The sequence below is a fragment of the Microcoleus sp. EPA2 genome (assembly GCA_020882975.1).
In the GTDB taxonomy this organism is placed as follows: Bacteria; Cyanobacteriota; Cyanobacteriia; order Cyanobacteriales; family Microcoleaceae; genus Microcoleus.
This window is the reverse complement of record JAHRFD010000026.1, coordinates 75,578-94,868: the sequence shown is the minus strand read 5'-3', so window position 1 is coordinate 94,868 and position 19,291 is coordinate 75,578. Positions and strand designations below refer to the sequence as shown.

Here is a 19,291-nt window from a genome sequence, read left to right as displayed (position 1 = left end):
ATAATTGGCATCAAGTTCGATCGCCCGATCGAAAGATGCTAAAGCTTCATCATAGCGTTTGAGGTTGTTGAGTACATTGCCTCGATTAGCCCAAGCTGACTGATAATTGGCATCAAGTTCGATCGCCTTATCGCAAGATATTAAAGCTTCTTCATAGCGTTCTATACTGTTAAATACAGTACCTTTATAAGCCCAACCCCTCGCATAATTAGAATCAATTTCAATAGCTTTATCTAAACATTCCAAAGCTTCATCCCGGCGTTTCAGCTTATTTAAACAGCGTCCCTTTTCCGACCAATCCTTTGCCTCGCCGCGACTTGCTACCAATTTCTCCGCATATTCTAAAGCCGAATCATCATCTTCTTGTTCGCGACAATATTCAATCTCATCAAAATAAGCCTTGAAACGCGGATCTTCCTCATTTCTCTCAATCTCCTCCAGCGCCCGCGTATAATATTCTCGTTCCATCACAGCATCAGGAGGAATCGGTTCCAAATTTCGCCGATACTCAAAACGACTTTCCTTCTCCCCAAAATCCACATCCGCCATCCTCAATCCCAATCGCTGCTGCAACTCTGCCTTCGTATACCAAACCCGCAAAAAATCCACAAACAATCTAATCGGTTCATTGCGCTGCTTCTTCACTTCCAAACAAAAACGCATCAGCGGTTCCCGCAATTCGTACCAAGACTCTCGCCCGATTTCTTCAGTTTTCACATAACCCTTTTGCCGCAAATCCTTCAATTGACTTGATGCAGTTTGTTGAGAGATAAAACAGCGTTTCGCAATTTCCTTCACCGGGGCCGCGCGTCGCAAATCTGCCAAAAAATCCACAATCTTGCGCTGCTGATTTGAGATATATTTCATCCGATCCTGGTAATAGGGCGTTAAATCGTCTAGCATCGCCATAAATGCTTCCACCAGTCCATTGAGAGATTCGCGGTTCACCAAAAAATCGGAGAAAACCATATAGATGCGGGGACTGCCTCCAGACAGGAAATGCACAACTTTAATCCGATTGCGCCCCGTGGAATTTTGAATGAAATCTGCTAATTCTGTCTTGCCTTCCAAGCTAGCAATCTGATTTAATAAATTTACAGCATCATCGAGTGATAATTCATTGAGATTGTGAGGATAAAAAAAGCCATAAAAAGGTTTGTCACGGCTTTCAATGCCATCAAACAAACTTTGGGAAGTTGCCAAAATAGTAAAAAAACTATTATTTTGAATATAAGCCCTAAACTCCTTTTGTCCGATATCGCCCAACCCACCAAATACATCATCCAAATTTTCCACAATCAACAGCAAAACGCGCTTTCCCACAAAATCTCTCAACAATTGTGCCGCCACAGATTCCGCATCCTCCGGCGACAACTCATAAAGCCCTTCGACAGCATCGTGTAACTCAGTCTGATATTCTGCCGAATATTCTTTACCAATGGCACGCAATATGGCAATTAATAAATCCAAGAAAGATGCTATTCCATACTCTTCTTCTCGCAGCCAAGCAATTAGCAATTTATCCTGCAAATCCTCCATCTTCGCAACGCGGTGATAAATCAGGGAAACTAAGTGAGTTTTGCCAATGCCGCGCGGCCCGATTAGTAGTGGATAATGTTTGTTATCTGTGAGTGTGCTCTCGCGGATGTTATCTACTAAATAGTTGGCGAGTTGGTGACGCTGGACGAGGATGGCTTCGAGGGTTTCTGGTGCCATCAAGCTAGGGGTAAATCGGGAGATTATTGTGTTTTTCATGGATTGATTTGGTTGGTTTTTTTGTTAGTTTGCCCGCCCGCTAGTCTCTCTGCTAACCCGATAGTCCGCCAGGGGTTTAAACCCCTGGCTCATAGCGAAAGTCCTCTGAAAGAGGACTGAAGAAGTTATATTGTTTCCAGTTGCATTGGAATATTTTTTTAACCGCAGAGGCCGCAGAGGGCGCAGAGGGAGAGAATAGAAAGATGAATCATTCTAAGGCTAGCGGATTTGAGATTTTTCACCTGGAAATGAAAGATAACGAAAGAACTCTTTAGTCCTCTTGAGAGGACTTTCGCTTTGAGGCAGGGGTTTAAACCCCTGACGGACTAACGGACTCCACCTGGGCACGCGAATACTATCAACATCTCAAGGATTTCCAGTATTTTTGAATCAGCGGATAGCGAAATTTAAATTTGCTATCTTGCTTATAAATATAGTAATCTTGCTCCAAAAGCCTTAACACCTTCCGCGCCATTTCCTTATCTTGAGTTTCCGACTCTTGCTTAATCCCCTGAAACAACTCATCAAAGGACAAAGCCCCTTCAGCCGCTGCCAAAATATCGAGCAAATTCAGAGCATAAGGACGCTGTTTGTCATCGTAGTAACTATCAAGTCGTTGTCGATAATGTTCCATCCTCCAAGGATTCAGCGGGTCATCTAAACAATCAGCAATGATTTGTTTAACTGCTGCGATATCCCCTAAACCACCGCGCAATTTGAGTTTAACAATTAAGTGATGAATGTAGAAAGGAATGTTACTTAATTCATCGGCGATAAAAACCGCAGTTCCTTGAATATCCGGTGTTTTTATATTTTCGCCCTCTAGCAATTTCCGAGCTAAATTCGTGGCATCTTTGGCAGATAGCGGTGGCACATCTTGGACGTACATATCATTAACCGGGTCGTTTGTATAGCCCGCTTTTCTGAGCACGCCGAGGACGTGATGCAATCCGATCGAACCTGTATAAACCATTCTCACCGCCGGGTACATCTGGCGGAGCGATCGCAATGTATCGAGCAACTCCATCGCGGCTGCATCCCCGATATTGTCCAGCATATAGGGGACTTCATCCCAAAACAAGATGACTCTGCGGTCTTGATTTTCTACCAAATCTGCGATGGTTTCAGTCAGCAATGCTTTCCAGTGAGGCGCGGCTATTTCAGGTAACTTGAAACCACTAAATTCTGCTCCTCCCAAGTGTTTTAGTAATCCGCGAGTTTTCTTGGCGGTGCGATTAAAACCTGTTAAATAATCTTCGACATCTTTAAAGATTTTTTCGACAAATTCTAAGGGAGATTTCACATCTTCTAAGTCGCGATAAATCGGCAATTTATCTGCGGTAGCTTCGGCTTTCATTTTCTTAATGACCGAAGTTTTGCCCATCCGGCGCTCGGCACTCAAGATGACACTTTGCTGTTCTAAAATCCCCCACAAATCAGCAATTAACTTGTCCCGCCCCATGACTTCTGCTGGGGCAATTTCTCCGCCTGGATTTGCTTTCATTTTGTATGCTTAATTATATTTGTGCAATCTACGTTGTTTTTATTGTACGTTAAATTTGACGTATATCGTAAATCGTCTGTAACTGTCCTGTAACTGGTTCCCCGGCTCTGCCTGGGAACCGATATCTAGAGGCTCTGCCTCGTCAGTTACGGAGGAAAAGATGAGGCAGAGCCTCTGGATCTGCGTCCCCAGGCAGAGCCTGCGGACGAGAGACCCCACAATAAATTAAGAGAAAATACTGTTGATTGTGGAACAGGTATCTATGGCCGCATCTGTGAGTTCTGACAAGTGACATTGTAGAATAGAAACATCGATAAAACTAAATCGGGAGATGGTACGATGTCAGTTGAATCAGTTGCCGATCAAATTTTGACAGAAGAAGATTTGTTCTTCGCAGAAAATCAGCCGCCGATTGATTTAATCTTTGATGATGGTGCAGAAATGGAAAGCAACCGCCACCGCATAGGTATGAATGTTTTAATTCGTTCTTTAGAGCAAGGTTTAGCTCACCGCAGCGATTTTTTTGCGGGCGGTAATATGTTTATTTATTTCAGCGCCGAACAGCTTCGCAATCGTGATTTTCGAGGGCCTGATTTTTTTGCGGTGATGGATGTTGACAGCACTCCTACTCGACAAGGTTGGGTTGTTTGGCAGGAAAATGGACGTTACCCGGATGTGATTGTGGAACTGCTGTCGCCCTCAACTGCTAGTGCAGACAAAGGAGTAAAAAAGGATATTTACGAGCGGATTTTTAGGACGCCTGATTATTTTATATTCGATCCTTTCGATCCAAATTCTTTGCAAGGATGGCGTTTAAATCCCGGCTTGCGCTATGAACCGTTAGTGGCGAATGAGCGGGGTTGGCTGTGGTGCGAAACCTTGGGTTTTTGGTTGGGAACTTGGGAAGGAACAGTCGATCGAGAAACGGCTACTTGGGTGCGTTTTTTCGACGAATTTGGCAATTTAGTTTTGTTACCGGAGGAAGCTGCTCAACAACAGGCGGAAGCTGCTCAACAACAGGCGGAACAGGAACGTCAGCGAGCCGATCGACTAGCAGCTAGATTGCGAGAATTGGGGGAAGATCCCAATGCTCTCAACTAATCATCCTCAATCCAGAAAGCTGTGAGTTTTATTTTAGCCTTCGGTGCGCGATCGCAATATCTCTCGCACAGCCATCAGGATCTGTCCCAACATATTTTTGCCACTGCCATCTTTGCCACAACCCCAATAGTAATCAATGGGTGAATTTTCCACTATTTCCTCGTCACCAGTGGCTAGTAAAATTTCCCGAATTTCCCCATGAGTTTCAAATTTCCGCAGCACAGCTTTTTTCATAATCTCGTCTTTCACCTGTTCCCAATCGGAACGCAGGGGCAGAGTGCGATCGCGCCCCATTTTTGCGGCCTCTTTTGGTGTTTTTAGTTGGCGAAGGCGATCGCTATGAAGCGTACCGGGAAACTTTTGTGCTTGAAAATAATGCTCGCTAGTTGGCCAGTATTCCCCGTCTAACTCGAAGCCGTGAGCAGAGAAATTAGAAAAACTGCCATACTCGTCCCTAGGGCTGTAGAAATAAATTGGCATAATATTTATGAGCTTTTTATGATTATATCAAAACGAATGACTCAGAATTTTACTTCATTACCATCAGAATGCACCATCCGCCCAGCCTCAGCTCAAGATATCAAATCAATTAGAATGTTAGTCTGGAGTGCAAAACTCGATCCAACTCAGTTGCGTTGGCAGCAATTCTGGGTAATAGAATGTGGTGGACATCTGGCTGCTTGCGGACAGTTGCGGAACTTTGCGGGGGCGCAAGAATTGGGCAGTTTGGTGGTGAGGAAGGATTGGCGCGATCGAGGTTTGGGGACTTACCTCACTCAACATTTGATTGCACAGGCTACAGCACCTCTGTACTTAGAATGTTTGGGTTCGCGACTAGCAGCATTTTACACTCGTTTTGGCTTCGTACAAGCTGCATGGCAAGAGTTACCGCAGTCGCTTAAATTTAAATTCGGCTTGTCTCGATTAGCTAAAGTTTTTTTCAGAATTCCTGTCACTATTATGCAGTATCAAACAAATTTTAGAGACTAGACATCTCCTAAAAACCTTGTCTTGAAGAGGCTGGATGCCTGTTCCACGGTAATTATGGGAGAGGTTGACTGATGATAAGTAGATAGACTTAGGCGATCGATAGGGGCGTTTCTAGGGGGATTGTGCCTAGAAAACCGGCTGATTTAGATGCTGTGGGTAATTTGTAGCCAATTGATATAAAATCCTCTCTTCTCTTGCTTCGCGTCCTACCCTACGGGAACCCCTGCGGGGAACGCGCCTTCGCGGTTAAATCACCTGACGGTACAACCGGAATTGATATCACAGGCTGTTTAACAGATGTCTAATTTACAGATATTCCGGGTTTGCAGCTTCCGACTCTGTAAGTTGATGATTTAGATAGTGCTGTGTCACTGGGCGTAAGTGGCACAGCACTAGGGCTGTTATCTAGCCGGAAAACCTTATAAAATCGTTGTTTGCCTGGTGTAAATTGTCCTGTGCCAATACCAGGACTCGAAAGTGGACAGGCGATCGCACCAAATACCTTAGACTCCTGGCAAATTAGTAAATGTAAAGCAAGTGAGTCACAACCCACTCAAAAAAAGCCAACCGAAAAATAAAATATTTTCCTAGTCTCAGTAATGCGGAATCACTCAATCTCTCATGTAGCTAACAACATCCAACCTTGAGGTAAATACCACTAACAACAAAACAACTAAATCCTTAATTACATCCCTGGTAATTAGCAGATTTAGGATTTTTCTAAACAGATTGTTAACTTCCTTAAGTATTTCCCAATTTATTTGAATTCTATCCTGAAAAAAGGAGGGAAAGCAAGAACAAGGAAATATCAGGAATAAATAATCTCAACCCTGGAAATGCAGCATTTCAAATTGCATACAAACAAAATTACATCCTATATTAACACAAAAGGAGTTAGGGATATGTTCAACGTCGTAAAAGCTTTCGGTTCTATCTTTTCCGCTCAAAATTACAGCACTGCTAATAATATGTTAATCCACAACTACATCAATACCAATTTCCACTACTTCAACGAAGAAGCAGTAGTCGATGAATCAATTTACCCGAATCAAACTGGTCGCGTTCGCTTCCAAGGTAGCTGGTGGCCCGCACGGTGCGATCGCCAAATCACTTTAACACCGGGAGACACGGTTTTTGTGATTGGCGTTGACAACATCACTCTTTTGGTTTCCCTCGCGCCGGCAGACTAAATTAAAGCGCGAACAACCAGAAAAAGTAATCAATGGCAATCGAGGAAATGCAGCCTCTCAAATAGCATAAATACAAAATTACATTATATAAACAACAAAGGAGTCAGGGAAATGTTGAACGTAGTAAAAGCTTTCGGTTCTATTTTTTCTAATCAAAAATACATCACAGCACATAATATGTTAATCCACAACTACATCAATACCAATTTCCACTACTTCAACGAAGAAGCAGTAGTCGATGAATCAATTTATCCGAATCAAACTGGTCGCGTCCGCTTCCAAGGTAGCTGGTGGCCCGCACGGTGCGATCGCCAAATCACTTTAACACCAGGAGACACGGTTTTTGTCATCGGCGTTGACAACATCACCCTGTTAGTTTCCCTCGCACCGGCAGACTAAACGAGAAAGTAATCTAAACCTTTTCACTGTCAGAGTCCCGACTTCTTCAAAAAATCGGGACTCTGACTATTTTGTTTTTTAGAGCACTAACGCACGATGCCTAGGGCTAAGGGCAACCACGGGGGGATTGCCCCTACAAGAGCCTTGCAATTTAGCTGAAATCCCCGCTTTATTTCTTAGCCCGCGTCGGCGGGCTTTGTTTGTGTAGTAGCGGTTTCAACCGCCGAATTATTACAATAAAATGGCATTTTTGAGAGCTTGCTTGTTGAGGCGATCGCCCATTGGAGATTGGCTACTTTCTGGACTGACTGCGGCATTTTCTGATGCTTTGGCGATCGGCGGTAGGGGTTCCAGCAGTTTAGCTTGAGCTTCCTGAATTGAAGGGTAATTTGCAGCCCAGGATGAAATCGCTTCGGAAAGGACATCGCTGTCGTCTGATAAAGGTTCAATTAGCTGCCCTAGTTCAGTTAATTGTGTGGCAGAAAAGAGCGATCGCTGCTGGGTTAACAGTTCGATAAATGAGTCAATCTTTTGTTCGGGGAGTGACATCGATTCCCGTTGAATTTTGTGAATTGTTTGTCGCACAAATTCGAGAGACAAATCTAACAATTGTGCGATCGTCTCTAAATTTATCCCCAACCCGATCGTGCGACGAATGGCTTCTAACTTCGCCTGACGTTCACCTTGTTCGAGTCCTTGTTCGAGTCCTTCTTCTAAACCTTCTTGCTTGACTTCCTGATAAAAACGAGTGTTTCTGAGTTCGCTTAAATTTAGCATGGCGGCAATTTCCTCGCGGCTTTTCTGGGGGAGTTTGTAGACGATAATTGTTTCGATGAGGTTGATTAAATCGCGTAGAACGGTGGGATCGGACAACTGCTGGCGGGCCATGGCGATCGACTGTCGTGCTTGTTCTGCTGCTGTCTCTGCTGGCTCGATTACCAGTTTAACAACTTTCACTCCCAACGAGCGATCGGCTGATTCTGGCAATTCATCGAGGTAAATCCGTTGCACCCGCTGACTGGTTAGGAGTTCCTGAAATTGCAGCATCTGTTCGTGTTCGATGCGACGATTGGGATAGATCACAACGACGCGCCGGAGAACCATATTAAGGAGTGAAATGATTCTCTAAATTTTTGTTCCTCATCAAGCTGTGGCAAATTGTATCAAATTATGCTAAAATATAACGATAAATCAAGCTTTCAGAACTAATGTCTAGACGCGATAATTTACATCTATCCCTGCGCCACACTCTCGAAAAAGATGGGTGGACAATTACTGATGATCCGTTGATATTAGTGTTAGAACAAACGCTCTTGAAACCTGATTTAGGAGCAGAAAAATTTTTCGCAGCAGAAAAAGATGAACGGAAAATTGCTGTGGAAATCAAAGACTTCGACTCTCCTTCAGTAATTAATGAACTGGAAAAAATGATGGGACAGCTTCAGCTTTACCAATGGGCTTTGGATGAGCAAGAATCCAAGCGGCAGTTGTTCCTAGCTATTAGTCAAACCATCTATATTCGACATTTCCAAAAACCAATTTTTCAACTAGCCGTTCAACGGAATAGAATTAACTTATTAGTTTACGAACCAGAGCAGGAGGCTATTGTTCAATGGATCGCTCACTAAATTATGCAGATATCCTCAAACAAACGCTACAAGAAGCAACTCGATCGCAACCTCGTTTACAAGCGATTCAGCTTTATCCCGTCTGCGATACGGATTCAGGTCATTTCCTGATTCTCGCTACAGGCTGGGACAAGCAACGCTGGCTCGACACGATTCTGTTTCACGCTCGCTTGGTCGATCGCCATGTCATCATTGAAGAAGATAACTTTGAGGAAGGGTTAACCGCTGCACTGATTGTCGCAGGTATCCAACCAGAGCATATTATGACTGGCCTAGATTATCAAAATAGTCCTAGCCCAGTGGTGTTTCAGGCGGTGTAGCGATCGCCATTACAGAGAGAGCGATCGCCATAACTCGATCGATACAATATACCTGAAAAAAGAACTTAAATATCCAGCGATACATGGTTTATTGAAATAAACCTTGCCTTTAGTATGCTTAAATAAGTTTATACCAATTTAAGGTGAAGTTGCATATATCTCGATCCCCCTAAATCCCCCTTAAGAAGGGGGACTTTGAGAAGAATCTTATCCCCCCCTTATTAAGGGGGGTCAGGGGGGATCGGAATTCTATGCAGCCTCATAAAAAATTGGTATTAGACACTCCCTAACCAGATTTAAACCAGTGAACTTTCAATCAGTCATTGCCACCTTAAACAAATTCTGGAGCGATCGCGGCTGCCTGATCGCCCAATCCTACGACACAGAAAAAGGTGCGGGAACCATGAATCCCCACACCTTTCTCAGAGCGATCGGGCCCGAACCTTGGTCTGTCGCCTACGTCGAACCCTGTCGCCGCCCCACTGACGGACGCTACGGCGAAAATCCCAACCGCTTCCAACATTACTATCAATATCAAGTTTTAATTAAACCCTCTCCTCCCAACATCCAAGACATCTATTTAGACTCCCTCAGAGCATTAGGAATTCGCCCAGAAGACCACGATATTCGCTTCGTAGAAGACAACTGGGAATCTCCGACTTTAGGTGCTTGGGGTGTCGGCTGGGAAGTCTGGCTCGATGGCATGGAAATTACCCAATTTACCTATTTTCAACAGTGCGGTAGCATTGATTGTCGCCCGGTTTCGATTGAAATTACCTACGGGCTAGAACGCCTCGCGATGTATCTCCAAGAAGTCGATGCGATGACTAAAATTCAGTGGAAAGATGGCGTCACTTACGGCGATGTTCACCTGCAAGGTGAAATAGAACAGTGTACTTACAACTTTGAAGCTTCTAATCCTGAATTGCTGTTTACGCTGTTTGGGCTGTACGAACAAGAGGCGGAACAATTGACCCAAAAAGGATTAGTTTTACCTAGTCTTGATTATGTGCTAAAATGTTCGCATACTTTCAATTTATTAGATGCTAGAGGCGTGATTTCGGTAACAGAAAGAACTCGGTATATTACTAAAATTCGCAACTTGGCGCGACGGGTGGCTCAGCTTTATTTGGAACAGCGCGAAAAGCTGGAATTCCCCTTAGAAAAAGCAGTAAAAGCCTGAGAAGGAAAAAGGACACGACACGAATGCGGACACGACGGATACGTAGAAGACTATCTAATTCTTCCTATCTTCTTCCCTCTTCTTCCTTCGTGTCCTTCGCGTCTTCGCGGTTCAATAAAAATAATTATTCCTATTTTAAATTAATTCAATGCCTAATTATTCTGAAAATCATCCAGAAACCACTCCTCAATTGCGAGTTGATAATGTAAGTTTTAAAACACCGATCGCCTCTAGCTACTTATTGGACAATATCTCGTTTCAGGTACACAAGGGCGATCGCGTGGCGATTGTGGGGCCTTCCGGTGCGGGGAAAACTACCCTGTTGCGGCTGCTAAACCGACTCAGCAGCCCTACCAGTGGCGCGATTTATCTGGAAAATCAGGAATATCGGCAAATAGGGGCGATCGAACTTCGCCGACAAATCACCCTGGTTATTCAGGAATCGAAGCTGTTGGGAATGTCTGTGCGAGAAGCATTGGCTTATCCGTTGAAGCTGCGGGGCGTGAATCCATCAAACATTGCAGAGAGAATTAGTGGGGCGATCGCACAATTGCACATACCCGAAGAATGGCTGACACGCACTGAATTGCAACTCTCAGTAGGCCAAAAACAACTGGTGGCGATCGCACGGGCGATCGTCCTCCAACCCAAAATCTTGCTCTTAGACGAGCCCACATCCGCCCTAGATGCCGGCAAATCCCACCACCTGATGCAGGTACTCACCGAGTTAACGAACAGCAAAATGACTATTTTAATGGTAAATCACCAATTAGAATTAGCCAGGGAATTTGCAACCAGAGTTTTATATTTACAGCGTGGTCAACTCCTGGAAAATTCTATTTCTACTAAGATGAATTGGGGGGAAATGCGGCAAAATTTAATCAAAGCAGAAACGGAAGCACAACAAGAATGGTGAATTTTAAATCAACGGTAGAAGATTGTTTAGTTGTTGCTGATGCTTCGTTTTAGGGACACTTATATTTATTCCGGTTGTATCGGAATGATTAAACCACAGAGGACACAGAGAAAGAGAAGAAAGAAATAATAATTTCGTTGTCAACGGATTTGATATTTAATATTACTTAAACTCTCTATTCTCTACCCTAGGAAAGTGAGACCTACAGGAGGACTAAACGGATTTGTCATCGGAATCTGTTGCAGATTTAGATTTGCTCCACCCTGAATGCGGGCTATTGTATCTCCCGATGTTTGAATTAATAAGTCTCCCCCTGATGGACTGATGGTAAGTTGATCGAAGCTTTCCGCAAGTTGGAGAAAATCTTTTCCTTTTTCAAAGTTGACAATCCTGGCCTCACCATTCCCTGCATAGAAACTAATCCGGCTGAGAAAATTACGTCGGCCATTGGGAACACCATCTCCGAGGACGAAGTAATCAGTACCAGCAGTGCCAATTAATGTATCGAATTCATTAGTCGTCGTAAAAGGCTCTCTCAAGATGTCATCCAATTTCAAAGTATCATATTTATTCTTATTAATACCAAAGGGTGGATTAGGGCCGGCGAAAGCTACTTGCAGCCCTGTAATTTGATTTTTGCCGGCTGTAAATCCCGTGACAATATCATTACCGTTAGTTCCCGTAAAAAATCCGAATCGATTTGACTCAAATTGCCCAAATTTTAGATAATGTTCTCGACCCGTTTTCAAAGTTCCAGTCGCCACAACTGCCGCAACATCTGGGTTGTCTGACAAGTAACGGGGTTCAAAGAAACTTGTGCCATACCTACCTTCTGTGTTTCCGAATTTGATAAAGTGCTGAAAACCAGATTTAAAAGTTCCACTTTCGACGAAGGGAGTTATATCGGGGTGGCGCTTTAAGTAAAAAACTTCGTCATAGTCAGGCGATACTCGCGTGCGGCCTTCTTCGTAACCAAACTGGATGAAGTGGTCTAAGCCTGAAACAAACTGTCGATTTGGGTTGGTGGCAGTGCGAATAAAGGGTGCAAGGTCTTGATTTTGAGCTAAATAGGTAGCTTCGTCAAAATACCGCGATATTTTGGTGAGGCCGGCGGCTTGACCAAATTTTTCAAAGTGTTCTCTGCCAGATTTGATGATTCCTGCATCAATGGCTGGTTTCAGCCAAGGATAGGAGGCAAGGTAGTATTTTTCGTCAAAGATATCGTAATTCATAGTTTCTTATTTAAGCAAGTAAAGTGCTAACTAAAAAAGTCATAAGTCATCAGGATTAATTAATACTGATGACCTATGAGTAATGACTAATTACTGATGACTATCCAATCAAGAAAGTACCGTTACCGTTAGATTCTAGGAAGGTTAAATTTAAATTTGCTCCTCCTTCAATCACGCCGAGTACATCTCCAAAACGCTGGATTGACAAGTTGTTGCCAACGGGAGTTAAGCCGTAGCCATCGCTTAAAGAATTTCCTTGCAGTTGGATAAAATCGTTATCTACGTTGAAGTTCCGAATAGTAGCTTGACCGTTACCCAAATAGAGTGGGGTCGGGGTGACATTGCCACTTGTAGCAGGAACTCCGAGTACAAAGGTATCAACTCCTGGGCTGCCAATCAAGACATCGAACTCATTGGTTCCAAAGCTTTCATACTGCCGATTGCCTTGGGGATTGATACCTACTTCCACTCCAATCAGTTCGGTATTCCCCACACCAATACCTGTGATGATGTCGTTGGTGCGACTCCCAACAAAAGTAGCAGAGCGGCTTGGCTCATTTTTCCCAAAATTGACGTAGTGTTCGCGACCTGTTTTTAAGGTTCCAGAGTTGACAAACGGCACTAGGTCGGGGTTTTTCTTTAAGTATTCTGATTCAAAAAATGAAGTTCCAAAACGACCTTCTTTAGCCCCGAATTGAATGAAATGCTGGTATCCTGATTTGAACGGTCCATTAGGACCTACAAACGATCGCAATTCTGAATTATTTGCTAAATAAAAATCTTCGTTGTAGTCCGGCGATACTTGGGTGCGTCGCTGTCCTTCATCGTAACCAAACTGGATAAAGTGATCTAAGCCTGTGGCAAAAGGTGCGTTTGGGTTGATGGTGCGGACGAAGGGTTGGAGGTCTGGATTCCCAGCTAGGTAAGTAGCTTCGTCAAAATACCGCGATATTTTGGTGAGGCCGGCGGCTTGACCGAATTTTTCAAAGTGTTCTCTGCCAGATTTGATGATTCCTGCATCAATGGCTGGTTTCAGCCAAGGATAGGAGGCAAGGTAGTATTTTTCGTCAAAAATTGCGTAGTTAGCCATATTGTTTTTACCAAGGTTTTGATGAGTTTGTTCGTGAATACTAATTAGATTTTCATCAACTAGATCGCTGCTCAGGAATTTACATAATCAAGAGGCTATTAACAGGTTTTAAGTTCCTGGTAAATTATCAATTTTTGTAACAAATAATTGTTCCTAAATATTCATGAGAAATTCATAATCTATATATTTTTACCTCTGCTAATTGCTCTATCGCAAGTTTTATTTTTGCTACCAAATTTGTAAATTTTTTACTGCTAGCTGGGTAGAGTTGGGATTATTTCGCGATTGAACATATAAAACACATAAGCGTAAATATGTCAAGTAAATTTATGTAAACAAAATTTGGAGTGTTTGCTCAAGGAATTTGTAAAAAAATGTAACTAAAAATTGGCCTAAATTTGTCGAATTGTGTCATGTGCAGGCTCAAATCACCTAATGGCAAGCATTTTCTGGTAAAAATGCTTATGGGATAGAAAAATTCCCGATTCTGAAAAACAGCATCTTAAAGGAGCCTAACCGGATGTTCACTCACGTCAAGCCCACCATTCGCCACGTTGTGCCGGAAAACTTGCAGGGGCGATCGCTCCTCAAGGTGGTCTATGTCGTACTGGAACCGCAGTATCAAAGCGCCCTGTCGGCAGCGGTTCGATCGATCAACAACAAAAATCCGAATCTGGCGATCGAAATCAGCGGCTACCTGATCGAAGAACTTCGCAGCCCGGAAAACTACGAAGCTTTCAAACGGGATGTCGCTGATGCCAACGTATTTATAGCTTCTCTAATTTTTATCGAAGATTTAGCCGAAAAAGTGGTAGCGGCGGTGGAACCGGTGCGCGACAACTTGGATGTCGCCGTGGTTTTCCCGTCGATGCCTGGGGTGATGCGGCTCAATAAAATGGGCAGTTTCTCGATGGCACAGTTGGGACAAAGCAAAAGTGCGATCGGCGAATTCATGAAAAAACGGAAGGAAAAATCCGGTAGTTCCTTCCAAGACGGAATGCTGAAGCTGCTGCAAACCTTGCCGAAAGTCCTGAAATATTTGCCTATTGACAAAGCTCAAGATGCCCGCAACTTCATGCTGAGTTTCCAGTATTGGCTGGGAGGTTCCCAAGAAAACTTGGAAAACTTTTTGCTGATGCTGTCACAGAAATATGTGTTCAAAGGCCAGGGGGCAACCACGGGGGGATTGCCCCTACAATACCAAGAACCTGTTGTTTACCTAGACATGGGGATTTGGCATCCTTTGGCACCGTCGATGTTTGAGGATGTTAAAGCATATCTGAACTGGTTTAATGCCCGCACAGATATTTCTGCGGATCTCAAAGATCCCCTCGCACCTTGCATTGGTTTAGTGTTGCAACGCACTCACTTAGTGACAGGAGATGACGCGCACTATGTAGCCATGGTGCAGGAATTGGAGGCCATGGGCGCGAGAGTTATCCCGATTTTTGCCGGTGGTTTGGACTTCTCGAAACCAGTCGAAACTTTCTTCTTGGAAGTTGGGGCTAAAGGTGTTGCACCTCTGCCGATTGTTGATGCGGTGGTTTCTTTGACTGGTTTTGCTTTGGTGGGTGGGCCGGCGAAACAAGATCACCCGAAGGCGATCGAATCTTTGAAGAAATTAAATCGCCCTTACATGGTGGCTTTGCCGCTGGTTTTCCAAACAACTGAAGAATGGGAAAATAGCGATTTAGGTTTGCACCCGATTCAAGTTGCCCTGCAAGTGGCGATTCCTGAGTTGGATGGTGCGATCGAACCGATTATTGTGTCGGGACGCGATGGTGCTACTGGAAAGGCGATCGCCCTTCAAGATAGAATTGAGGCGATTTCCCAGCGCGCCATGAAATGGGCAGTCCTGCGCCGCAAACCCAAATTAGACAAGAAAGTTGCCATTACAGTTTTCAGTTTCCCTCCTGACAAAGGGAACGTCGGAACGGCAGCTTATTTAGACGTTTTTGGCTCGATTTACGAAGTATTGAAAGGCTTAAAAGGCAACGGTTATGACTTGCCAGAATTGCCAGATTCTGCGGAGAAACTGATGCAAGAAGTCATCCATGATGCCACAGCCCAATACCAAAGCCCGGAATTAAATATTGCTTACCGAATGTCTGTAGCTGAGTATGAAGAATTGACTCCTTACTCGGAACGCTTGCAAGAAAATTGGGGCCCACCTCCCGGACATTTGAACAGCGATGGACAAAATTTGCTGATTTATGGCAAACACTTTGGCAATGTGTTTATCGGAGTACAACCGACTTTTGGCTATGAAGGCGATCCGATGCGGTTGTTATTCTCTCGTTCTGCTAGTCCCCACCACGGTTTTGCTGCTTACTACACTTATTTAGAGCGCATTTGGGGTGCGGATGCGGTGCTGCACTTTGGCACTCATGGTTCCCTGGAATTCATGCCCGGTAAGCAGATGGGAATGTCTGTGGATTGTTATCCTGATAGTTTGATCGGCAAGATTCCTAACCTCTATTATTACGCTGCTAATAATCCCAGCGAGGCAACAATTGCTAAGCGTCGCAGTTATGCTGAAACTATCAGCTATCTGACTCCTCCGGCTGAAAATGCTGGGTTGTATAAAGGTTTGCAGGAACTCAGCGAGTTGATTGCTTCTTATCAAACTTTGAAAGATACTGGGCGCGGTGTGCCGATTGTAGATGCGATCGTCGAAAAATGCCGTTTGGTGAATTTAGACAAAGATATCGATCTACCTCCCGAACAAGAAAGAGGTGTCGCTGCGGGCATGACTGCGGAGGAACGGGACAATTTAGTTGGTTTGGTTTACCGCAAATTGATGGAGATTGAGTCGCGGTTGTTACCTTGTGGTTTGCACGTTATTGGTAAGCCACCGACTGCGGAAGAGGCGATCGCAACTTTGGTTAACATTGCCAATTTAGACCGGGAAGAAGATGGATTAGTCAGTTTGTCGCGGATTATTGCTCAAAGTTGCGATCGCAATATTGACGATATCTACAGCAACAACGACAAAGGCATTTTAGCAGATGTTGAATTGCTGCAAAACATCACCTTAGCCTGTCGCCATGCCGTCACCGCTTTAGTCAAAGAACAAACCGATGCTGATGGTAGAGTTTCCCTAGTTTCCAAGTTGAATTTCTTCAACATGGGCAAGAAAACACCTTGGATTGAATCCTTACACGCAGCGGGTTACAAAAAAGTCGATTCAGACCTGATTAAACCGCTGTTTGAGTATCTGGAATTCTGCTTAGAACAAGTTTGCGCCGACAACGAATTGGGCGCCTTGTTGCGCGCATTAGAAGGCGAATACATTCTCCCCGGCCCCGGTGGCGATCCGATTCGCAACCCGGATGTTTTGCCAACTGGCAAGAATATGCACGCTTTGGACCCGCAGTCAATCCCCACTACAGGAGCAGTTAAGTCTGCTAAGGTTGTCGTTGACAGACTATTAGAAAGACAGCGCCTAGATAACGGCGGAAATTACCCAGAAACCATCGCCGTTGTATTGTGGGGAACCGACAACATCAAGACTTACGGCGAATCCCTCGCCCAAGTAATGTGGATGGTGGGAGTCAAGCCCGTACCCGACGCCTTGGGCCGCGTCAACAAACTGGAATTGCTGTCTTTAGAAGAGTTAGGACGCCCTCGGATCGACGTAGTAATTAACTGTTCCGGCGTATTCCGCGACTTGTTCATCAACCAAATGAACCTGTTAGATAAAGCCGTGAAAATGGCAGCAGAAGCCGACGAACCCTTAGAAATGAACTTCGTCCGCAAACACGCCTTGAAGCAAGCCGAAGAAATGGGAATCAACCTGCGCCAAGCAGCCACCCGTGTCTTTTCCAATGCTTCCGGTTCCTATTCATCTAACGTCAACTTAGCTGTAGAAAACAGCACCTGGGAAAGCGAAGCCGAGTTGCAGGAAATGTACTTAACCCGCAAATCCTTCGCCTTTTCTTCCGACAATCCCGGCACAATGGAACAAGACAGGCAGATTTTTGAGTCATCCTTGAAAACTGCTGAAGTCACCTTCCAAAACTTAGATTCTGCGGAGATTTCGCTAACCGACGTGTCGCACTATTTCGACTCCGATCCAACTAAATTGATCGGCAGTTTGCGCGCAGATGGGAAGAAACCAGCATCCTTTGTTGCTGATACCACCACAGCCAACGCGCAGGTGCGGACGCTATCAGAAACGGTGCGTTTAGATTCGCGGACTAAGTTGCTGAATCCGAAGTGGTACGAGGGGATGTTATCGCACGGTTATGAAGGCGTGCGGGAGATTTCTAAGCGTTTGGTGAATACGACTGGATGGAGTGCGACTGCGGGCGCGGTGGATAATTGGGTGTATGAGGATGTGAACGGTACGTTTATTCAAGATGAGGAGATGCAGAAGCGTTTGCTCAACTTAAATCCTCACTCATTCCGCAAGATTGTGAGCACTTTGCTTGAGGTGAATGGCCGGGGTTATTGGGAGACTTCGGAGAGTAATTTGGACAGGTTGCGTGAACTTTATCAGGAGGTGGAAGACCGGATTGAGGGGGTAGAATAGGATAGTGTGGGGCAGGCTTTTTGGCCTGCCTCTTGACTATTTTATGTCTAAGTTCAGTCAGAACGAAAATAAAATGAATCCAACTATGTATGCTCAACAACTTGAATTATTCGATCTCTTCAATCCAAATTCTCTTAAAACTATCCGATCGCAATTAACGTTCGTAGACTTATTTGCTGGAATTGGTGGCTTTAGAATTCCTCTCGAAGAATTAGGCTGTAAATGTTTAGGCTATTCAGAAATTGATAAAAAAGCCATTCAAGTTTATCGAGATAATTTTATTAAAGATGCCAACTCAGATGAGGTATATTTAGGAGATATTACCAATCTAAATCAATTTCCTTTTGCCATAGATGTATTAGTGGGTGGTGTTCCCTGTCAACCTTGGTCTATTGCAGGTAAAATGCAAGGTTTGGACGACCCAAGAGGTAAGTTATGGACAGATGTATTTAGGGTAGTAAAAGCTAATCGTCCCAAAGCTTTTATATTTGAAAATGTCAAAGGCTTGACAGAACCAAGAAATATAGAAAGCTTAAAATATATAATTAATAATTTCACATCATCTGGTTATGTTGTCAAATATGAGGTGCTAAATTCCTATGATTTTGGATTACCGCAAGATAGAGATAGAATGTTTATTGTTGGTATTAGGAATGACATAGAAAAATGCTGGGGATTTACATTTCCTAAACCCATCGATAGCGTTATAAAGCTTTATGATGTGATACCAGGGATTCAGCGTAGCAATTTTCGGAAGCAAAAATTTTCACCAACCGTTTTATTTGATGGCAAAATACCGGGTTCCAGAGGCAGATTTCAAAAGCTAGATGAATTAAATGACTTTTTCTTATTTACTGATATTAGAGATGGACATACTACCATCCATTCTTGGGATTTAATAGAAACAACTAGCAGGGAAAAATTAATTTGTCAAACGATTATGAAAAATCGGAGAAAAAATATTTATGGAGAAAAGGACGGTAATCCTTTAGGATTTAAAGTGTTAGCAACACTAATTCCTGAGTTAAAACAAACAGAAATTGACAAGTTAGTTGACAAGGAAATTTTGCGGAGTGTAGATGAAAAAGGCTATGATTTTGTAAATTCTAAAATTTCTTCAGGGATTAACGGCATTTCTAAAATTTTCTTACCTCATGCGGATGCGATCGCCACTTTAACAGCAACTGGAACTAGAGACTTTGTGGCAACAATCTCGATTCAATGTCAAGAACCAGCAGCATATAAGGAAACATTTATTAGGGAAATTTATGAAAAGAAAAACTTCCAACCTCTAACTTCACAGGATTACGCAAAATTGCAAGGATTTCCTGAATGGTTCAAAATTTCTGAAAATGAAACTACAGCAAAACATCAATTGGGTAATGCTGTGTCAATTCCTGTGGTTTACCATTTAGCCAAAGCATTACTCGAAATTATTTTGTAATTGTA

16 protein-coding genes are annotated in these 19,291 nt (G+C 43.7%); 10 read left to right on the top strand and 6 right to left on the bottom strand.

What is annotated here, in order from left to right; genetic code table 11:
* Both AAFP14_RS20630 and AAFP14_RS20625 read right to left on the bottom strand, forming a co-directional pair.
* Positions 1-1,755: tetratricopeptide repeat protein (locus tag AAFP14_RS20630; protein WP_341734080.1), on the bottom strand; the 1,755-nt coding region annotated here is incomplete at its 3' end.
* A gap of 358 nt (positions 1,756-2,113) precedes the next feature.
* Positions 2,114-3,259 carry a hypothetical protein gene (locus AAFP14_RS20625; RefSeq protein WP_341734079.1) on the bottom strand — a complete coding sequence of 382 codons (1,146 nt, stop codon included), beginning with the start codon at positions 3,257-3,259 and terminating at the stop codon, positions 2,114-2,116.
* Positions 3,260-3,598: 339 nt separating this feature from the next.
* Between AAFP14_RS20625 and AAFP14_RS20620 the strand changes: the two genes are divergently transcribed.
* Positions 3,599-4,360, top strand: a complete 762-nt coding sequence (locus AAFP14_RS20620; protein WP_341734078.1) for a Uma2 family endonuclease — start codon at positions 3,599-3,601, stop codon at positions 4,358-4,360.
* A gap of 33 nt (positions 4,361-4,393) precedes the next feature.
* On the opposite strand, the gene AAFP14_RS20615 is transcribed toward AAFP14_RS20620, so the two are convergent.
* Positions 4,394-4,840: an NADAR family protein gene (locus AAFP14_RS20615; RefSeq protein WP_341734077.1), complete on the bottom strand. Its 447-nt coding sequence runs from the start codon at positions 4,838-4,840 to the stop codon at positions 4,394-4,396.
* Between the two features lie 36 nt (positions 4,841-4,876).
* On the opposite strand from AAFP14_RS20615, the gene AAFP14_RS20610 reads away from it, so the two are divergent.
* The 3 genes from AAFP14_RS20610 to AAFP14_RS20600 all read left to right on the top strand — a co-directional run bounded on the left by AAFP14_RS20610 (position 4,877) and on the right by AAFP14_RS20600 (position 6,939).
* Positions 4,877-5,350 carry a GNAT family N-acetyltransferase gene (locus AAFP14_RS20610; protein WP_341734076.1) on the top strand — a complete coding sequence of 158 codons (474 nt, stop codon included), beginning with the start codon at positions 4,877-4,879 and terminating at the stop codon, positions 5,348-5,350.
* A gap of 902 nt (positions 5,351-6,252) precedes the next feature.
* Positions 6,253-6,540 (top strand): NfeD family protein, encoded by a 288-nt coding sequence (locus AAFP14_RS20605; RefSeq protein ID WP_341734075.1) that lies wholly within the window; start codon positions 6,253-6,255, stop codon positions 6,538-6,540.
* 111 nt (positions 6,541-6,651) lie between these two features.
* A complete protein-coding gene (locus AAFP14_RS20600; RefSeq protein WP_341734074.1) occupies positions 6,652-6,939 on the top strand; it encodes an NfeD family protein in 288 nt (95 codons plus the stop codon).
* A gap of 231 nt (positions 6,940-7,170) precedes the next feature.
* On the opposite strand, the gene AAFP14_RS20595 is transcribed toward AAFP14_RS20600, so the two are convergent.
* Positions 7,171-8,022: an Rpn family recombination-promoting nuclease/putative transposase gene (locus AAFP14_RS20595; RefSeq protein WP_341734073.1), complete on the bottom strand. Its 852-nt coding sequence runs from the start codon at positions 8,020-8,022 to the stop codon at positions 7,171-7,173.
* Positions 8,023-8,147: 125 nt separating this feature from the next.
* Between AAFP14_RS20595 and AAFP14_RS20590 the strand changes: the two genes are divergently transcribed.
* The 4 genes from AAFP14_RS20590 (at position 8,148) to AAFP14_RS20575 (ending at position 10,986) form a co-directional block, all read left to right on the top strand.
* Complete coding sequence (locus AAFP14_RS20590) at positions 8,148-8,567, top strand: XisH family protein (RefSeq protein WP_341734072.1); 420 nt, start codon at positions 8,148-8,150, stop codon at positions 8,565-8,567.
* Positions 8,552-8,887, top strand: coding sequence for an element excision factor XisI family protein (locus tag AAFP14_RS20585; protein WP_341734071.1), 336 nt, complete (start codon positions 8,552-8,554; stop codon positions 8,885-8,887). Before AAFP14_RS20590 ends, AAFP14_RS20585 begins: the two co-directional genes overlap by 16 nt.
* A 304-nt stretch (positions 8,888-9,191) precedes the next feature.
* Positions 9,192-10,070 carry a glycine--tRNA ligase subunit alpha gene (gene glyQ / locus AAFP14_RS20580; RefSeq protein WP_341734070.1) on the top strand — a complete coding sequence of 293 codons (879 nt, stop codon included), beginning with the start codon at positions 9,192-9,194 and terminating at the stop codon, positions 10,068-10,070.
* Positions 10,071-10,218: 148 nt separating this feature from the next.
* The gene (locus AAFP14_RS20575) at positions 10,219-10,986 is read left to right on the top strand and encodes an ABC transporter ATP-binding protein (protein WP_341734069.1); all 768 of its coding nucleotides are present in this window, start codon (positions 10,219-10,221) and stop codon (positions 10,984-10,986) included.
* A 182-nt stretch (positions 10,987-11,168) separates the two neighbouring features.
* Here the strand turns inward: AAFP14_RS20575 and AAFP14_RS20570 are convergent, their stop codons facing one another.
* Together AAFP14_RS20570 and AAFP14_RS20565 are read right to left on the bottom strand one after the other, a co-directional pair.
* Positions 11,169-12,218: a calcium-binding protein gene (locus AAFP14_RS20570; RefSeq protein WP_341734068.1), complete on the bottom strand. Its 1,050-nt coding sequence runs from the start codon at positions 12,216-12,218 to the stop codon at positions 11,169-11,171.
* A gap of 100 nt (positions 12,219-12,318) precedes the next feature.
* Complete coding sequence (locus AAFP14_RS20565) at positions 12,319-13,308, bottom strand: calcium-binding protein (protein WP_341734067.1); 990 nt, start codon at positions 13,306-13,308, stop codon at positions 12,319-12,321.
* 520 nt (positions 13,309-13,828) lie between these two features.
* Here AAFP14_RS20565 and AAFP14_RS20560 point away from each other — a divergent pair.
* Positions 13,829-17,842 (top strand): magnesium chelatase subunit H, encoded by a 4,014-nt coding sequence (locus AAFP14_RS20560; protein WP_341734066.1) that lies wholly within the window; start codon positions 13,829-13,831, stop codon positions 17,840-17,842.
* Between the two features lie 73 nt (positions 17,843-17,915).
* Positions 17,916-19,286 carry a DNA cytosine methyltransferase gene (locus AAFP14_RS20555; protein WP_341734065.1) on the top strand — a complete coding sequence of 457 codons (1,371 nt, stop codon included), beginning with the start codon at positions 17,916-17,918 and terminating at the stop codon, positions 19,284-19,286.
* Positions 19,287-19,291: the final 5 nt, after the last annotated feature.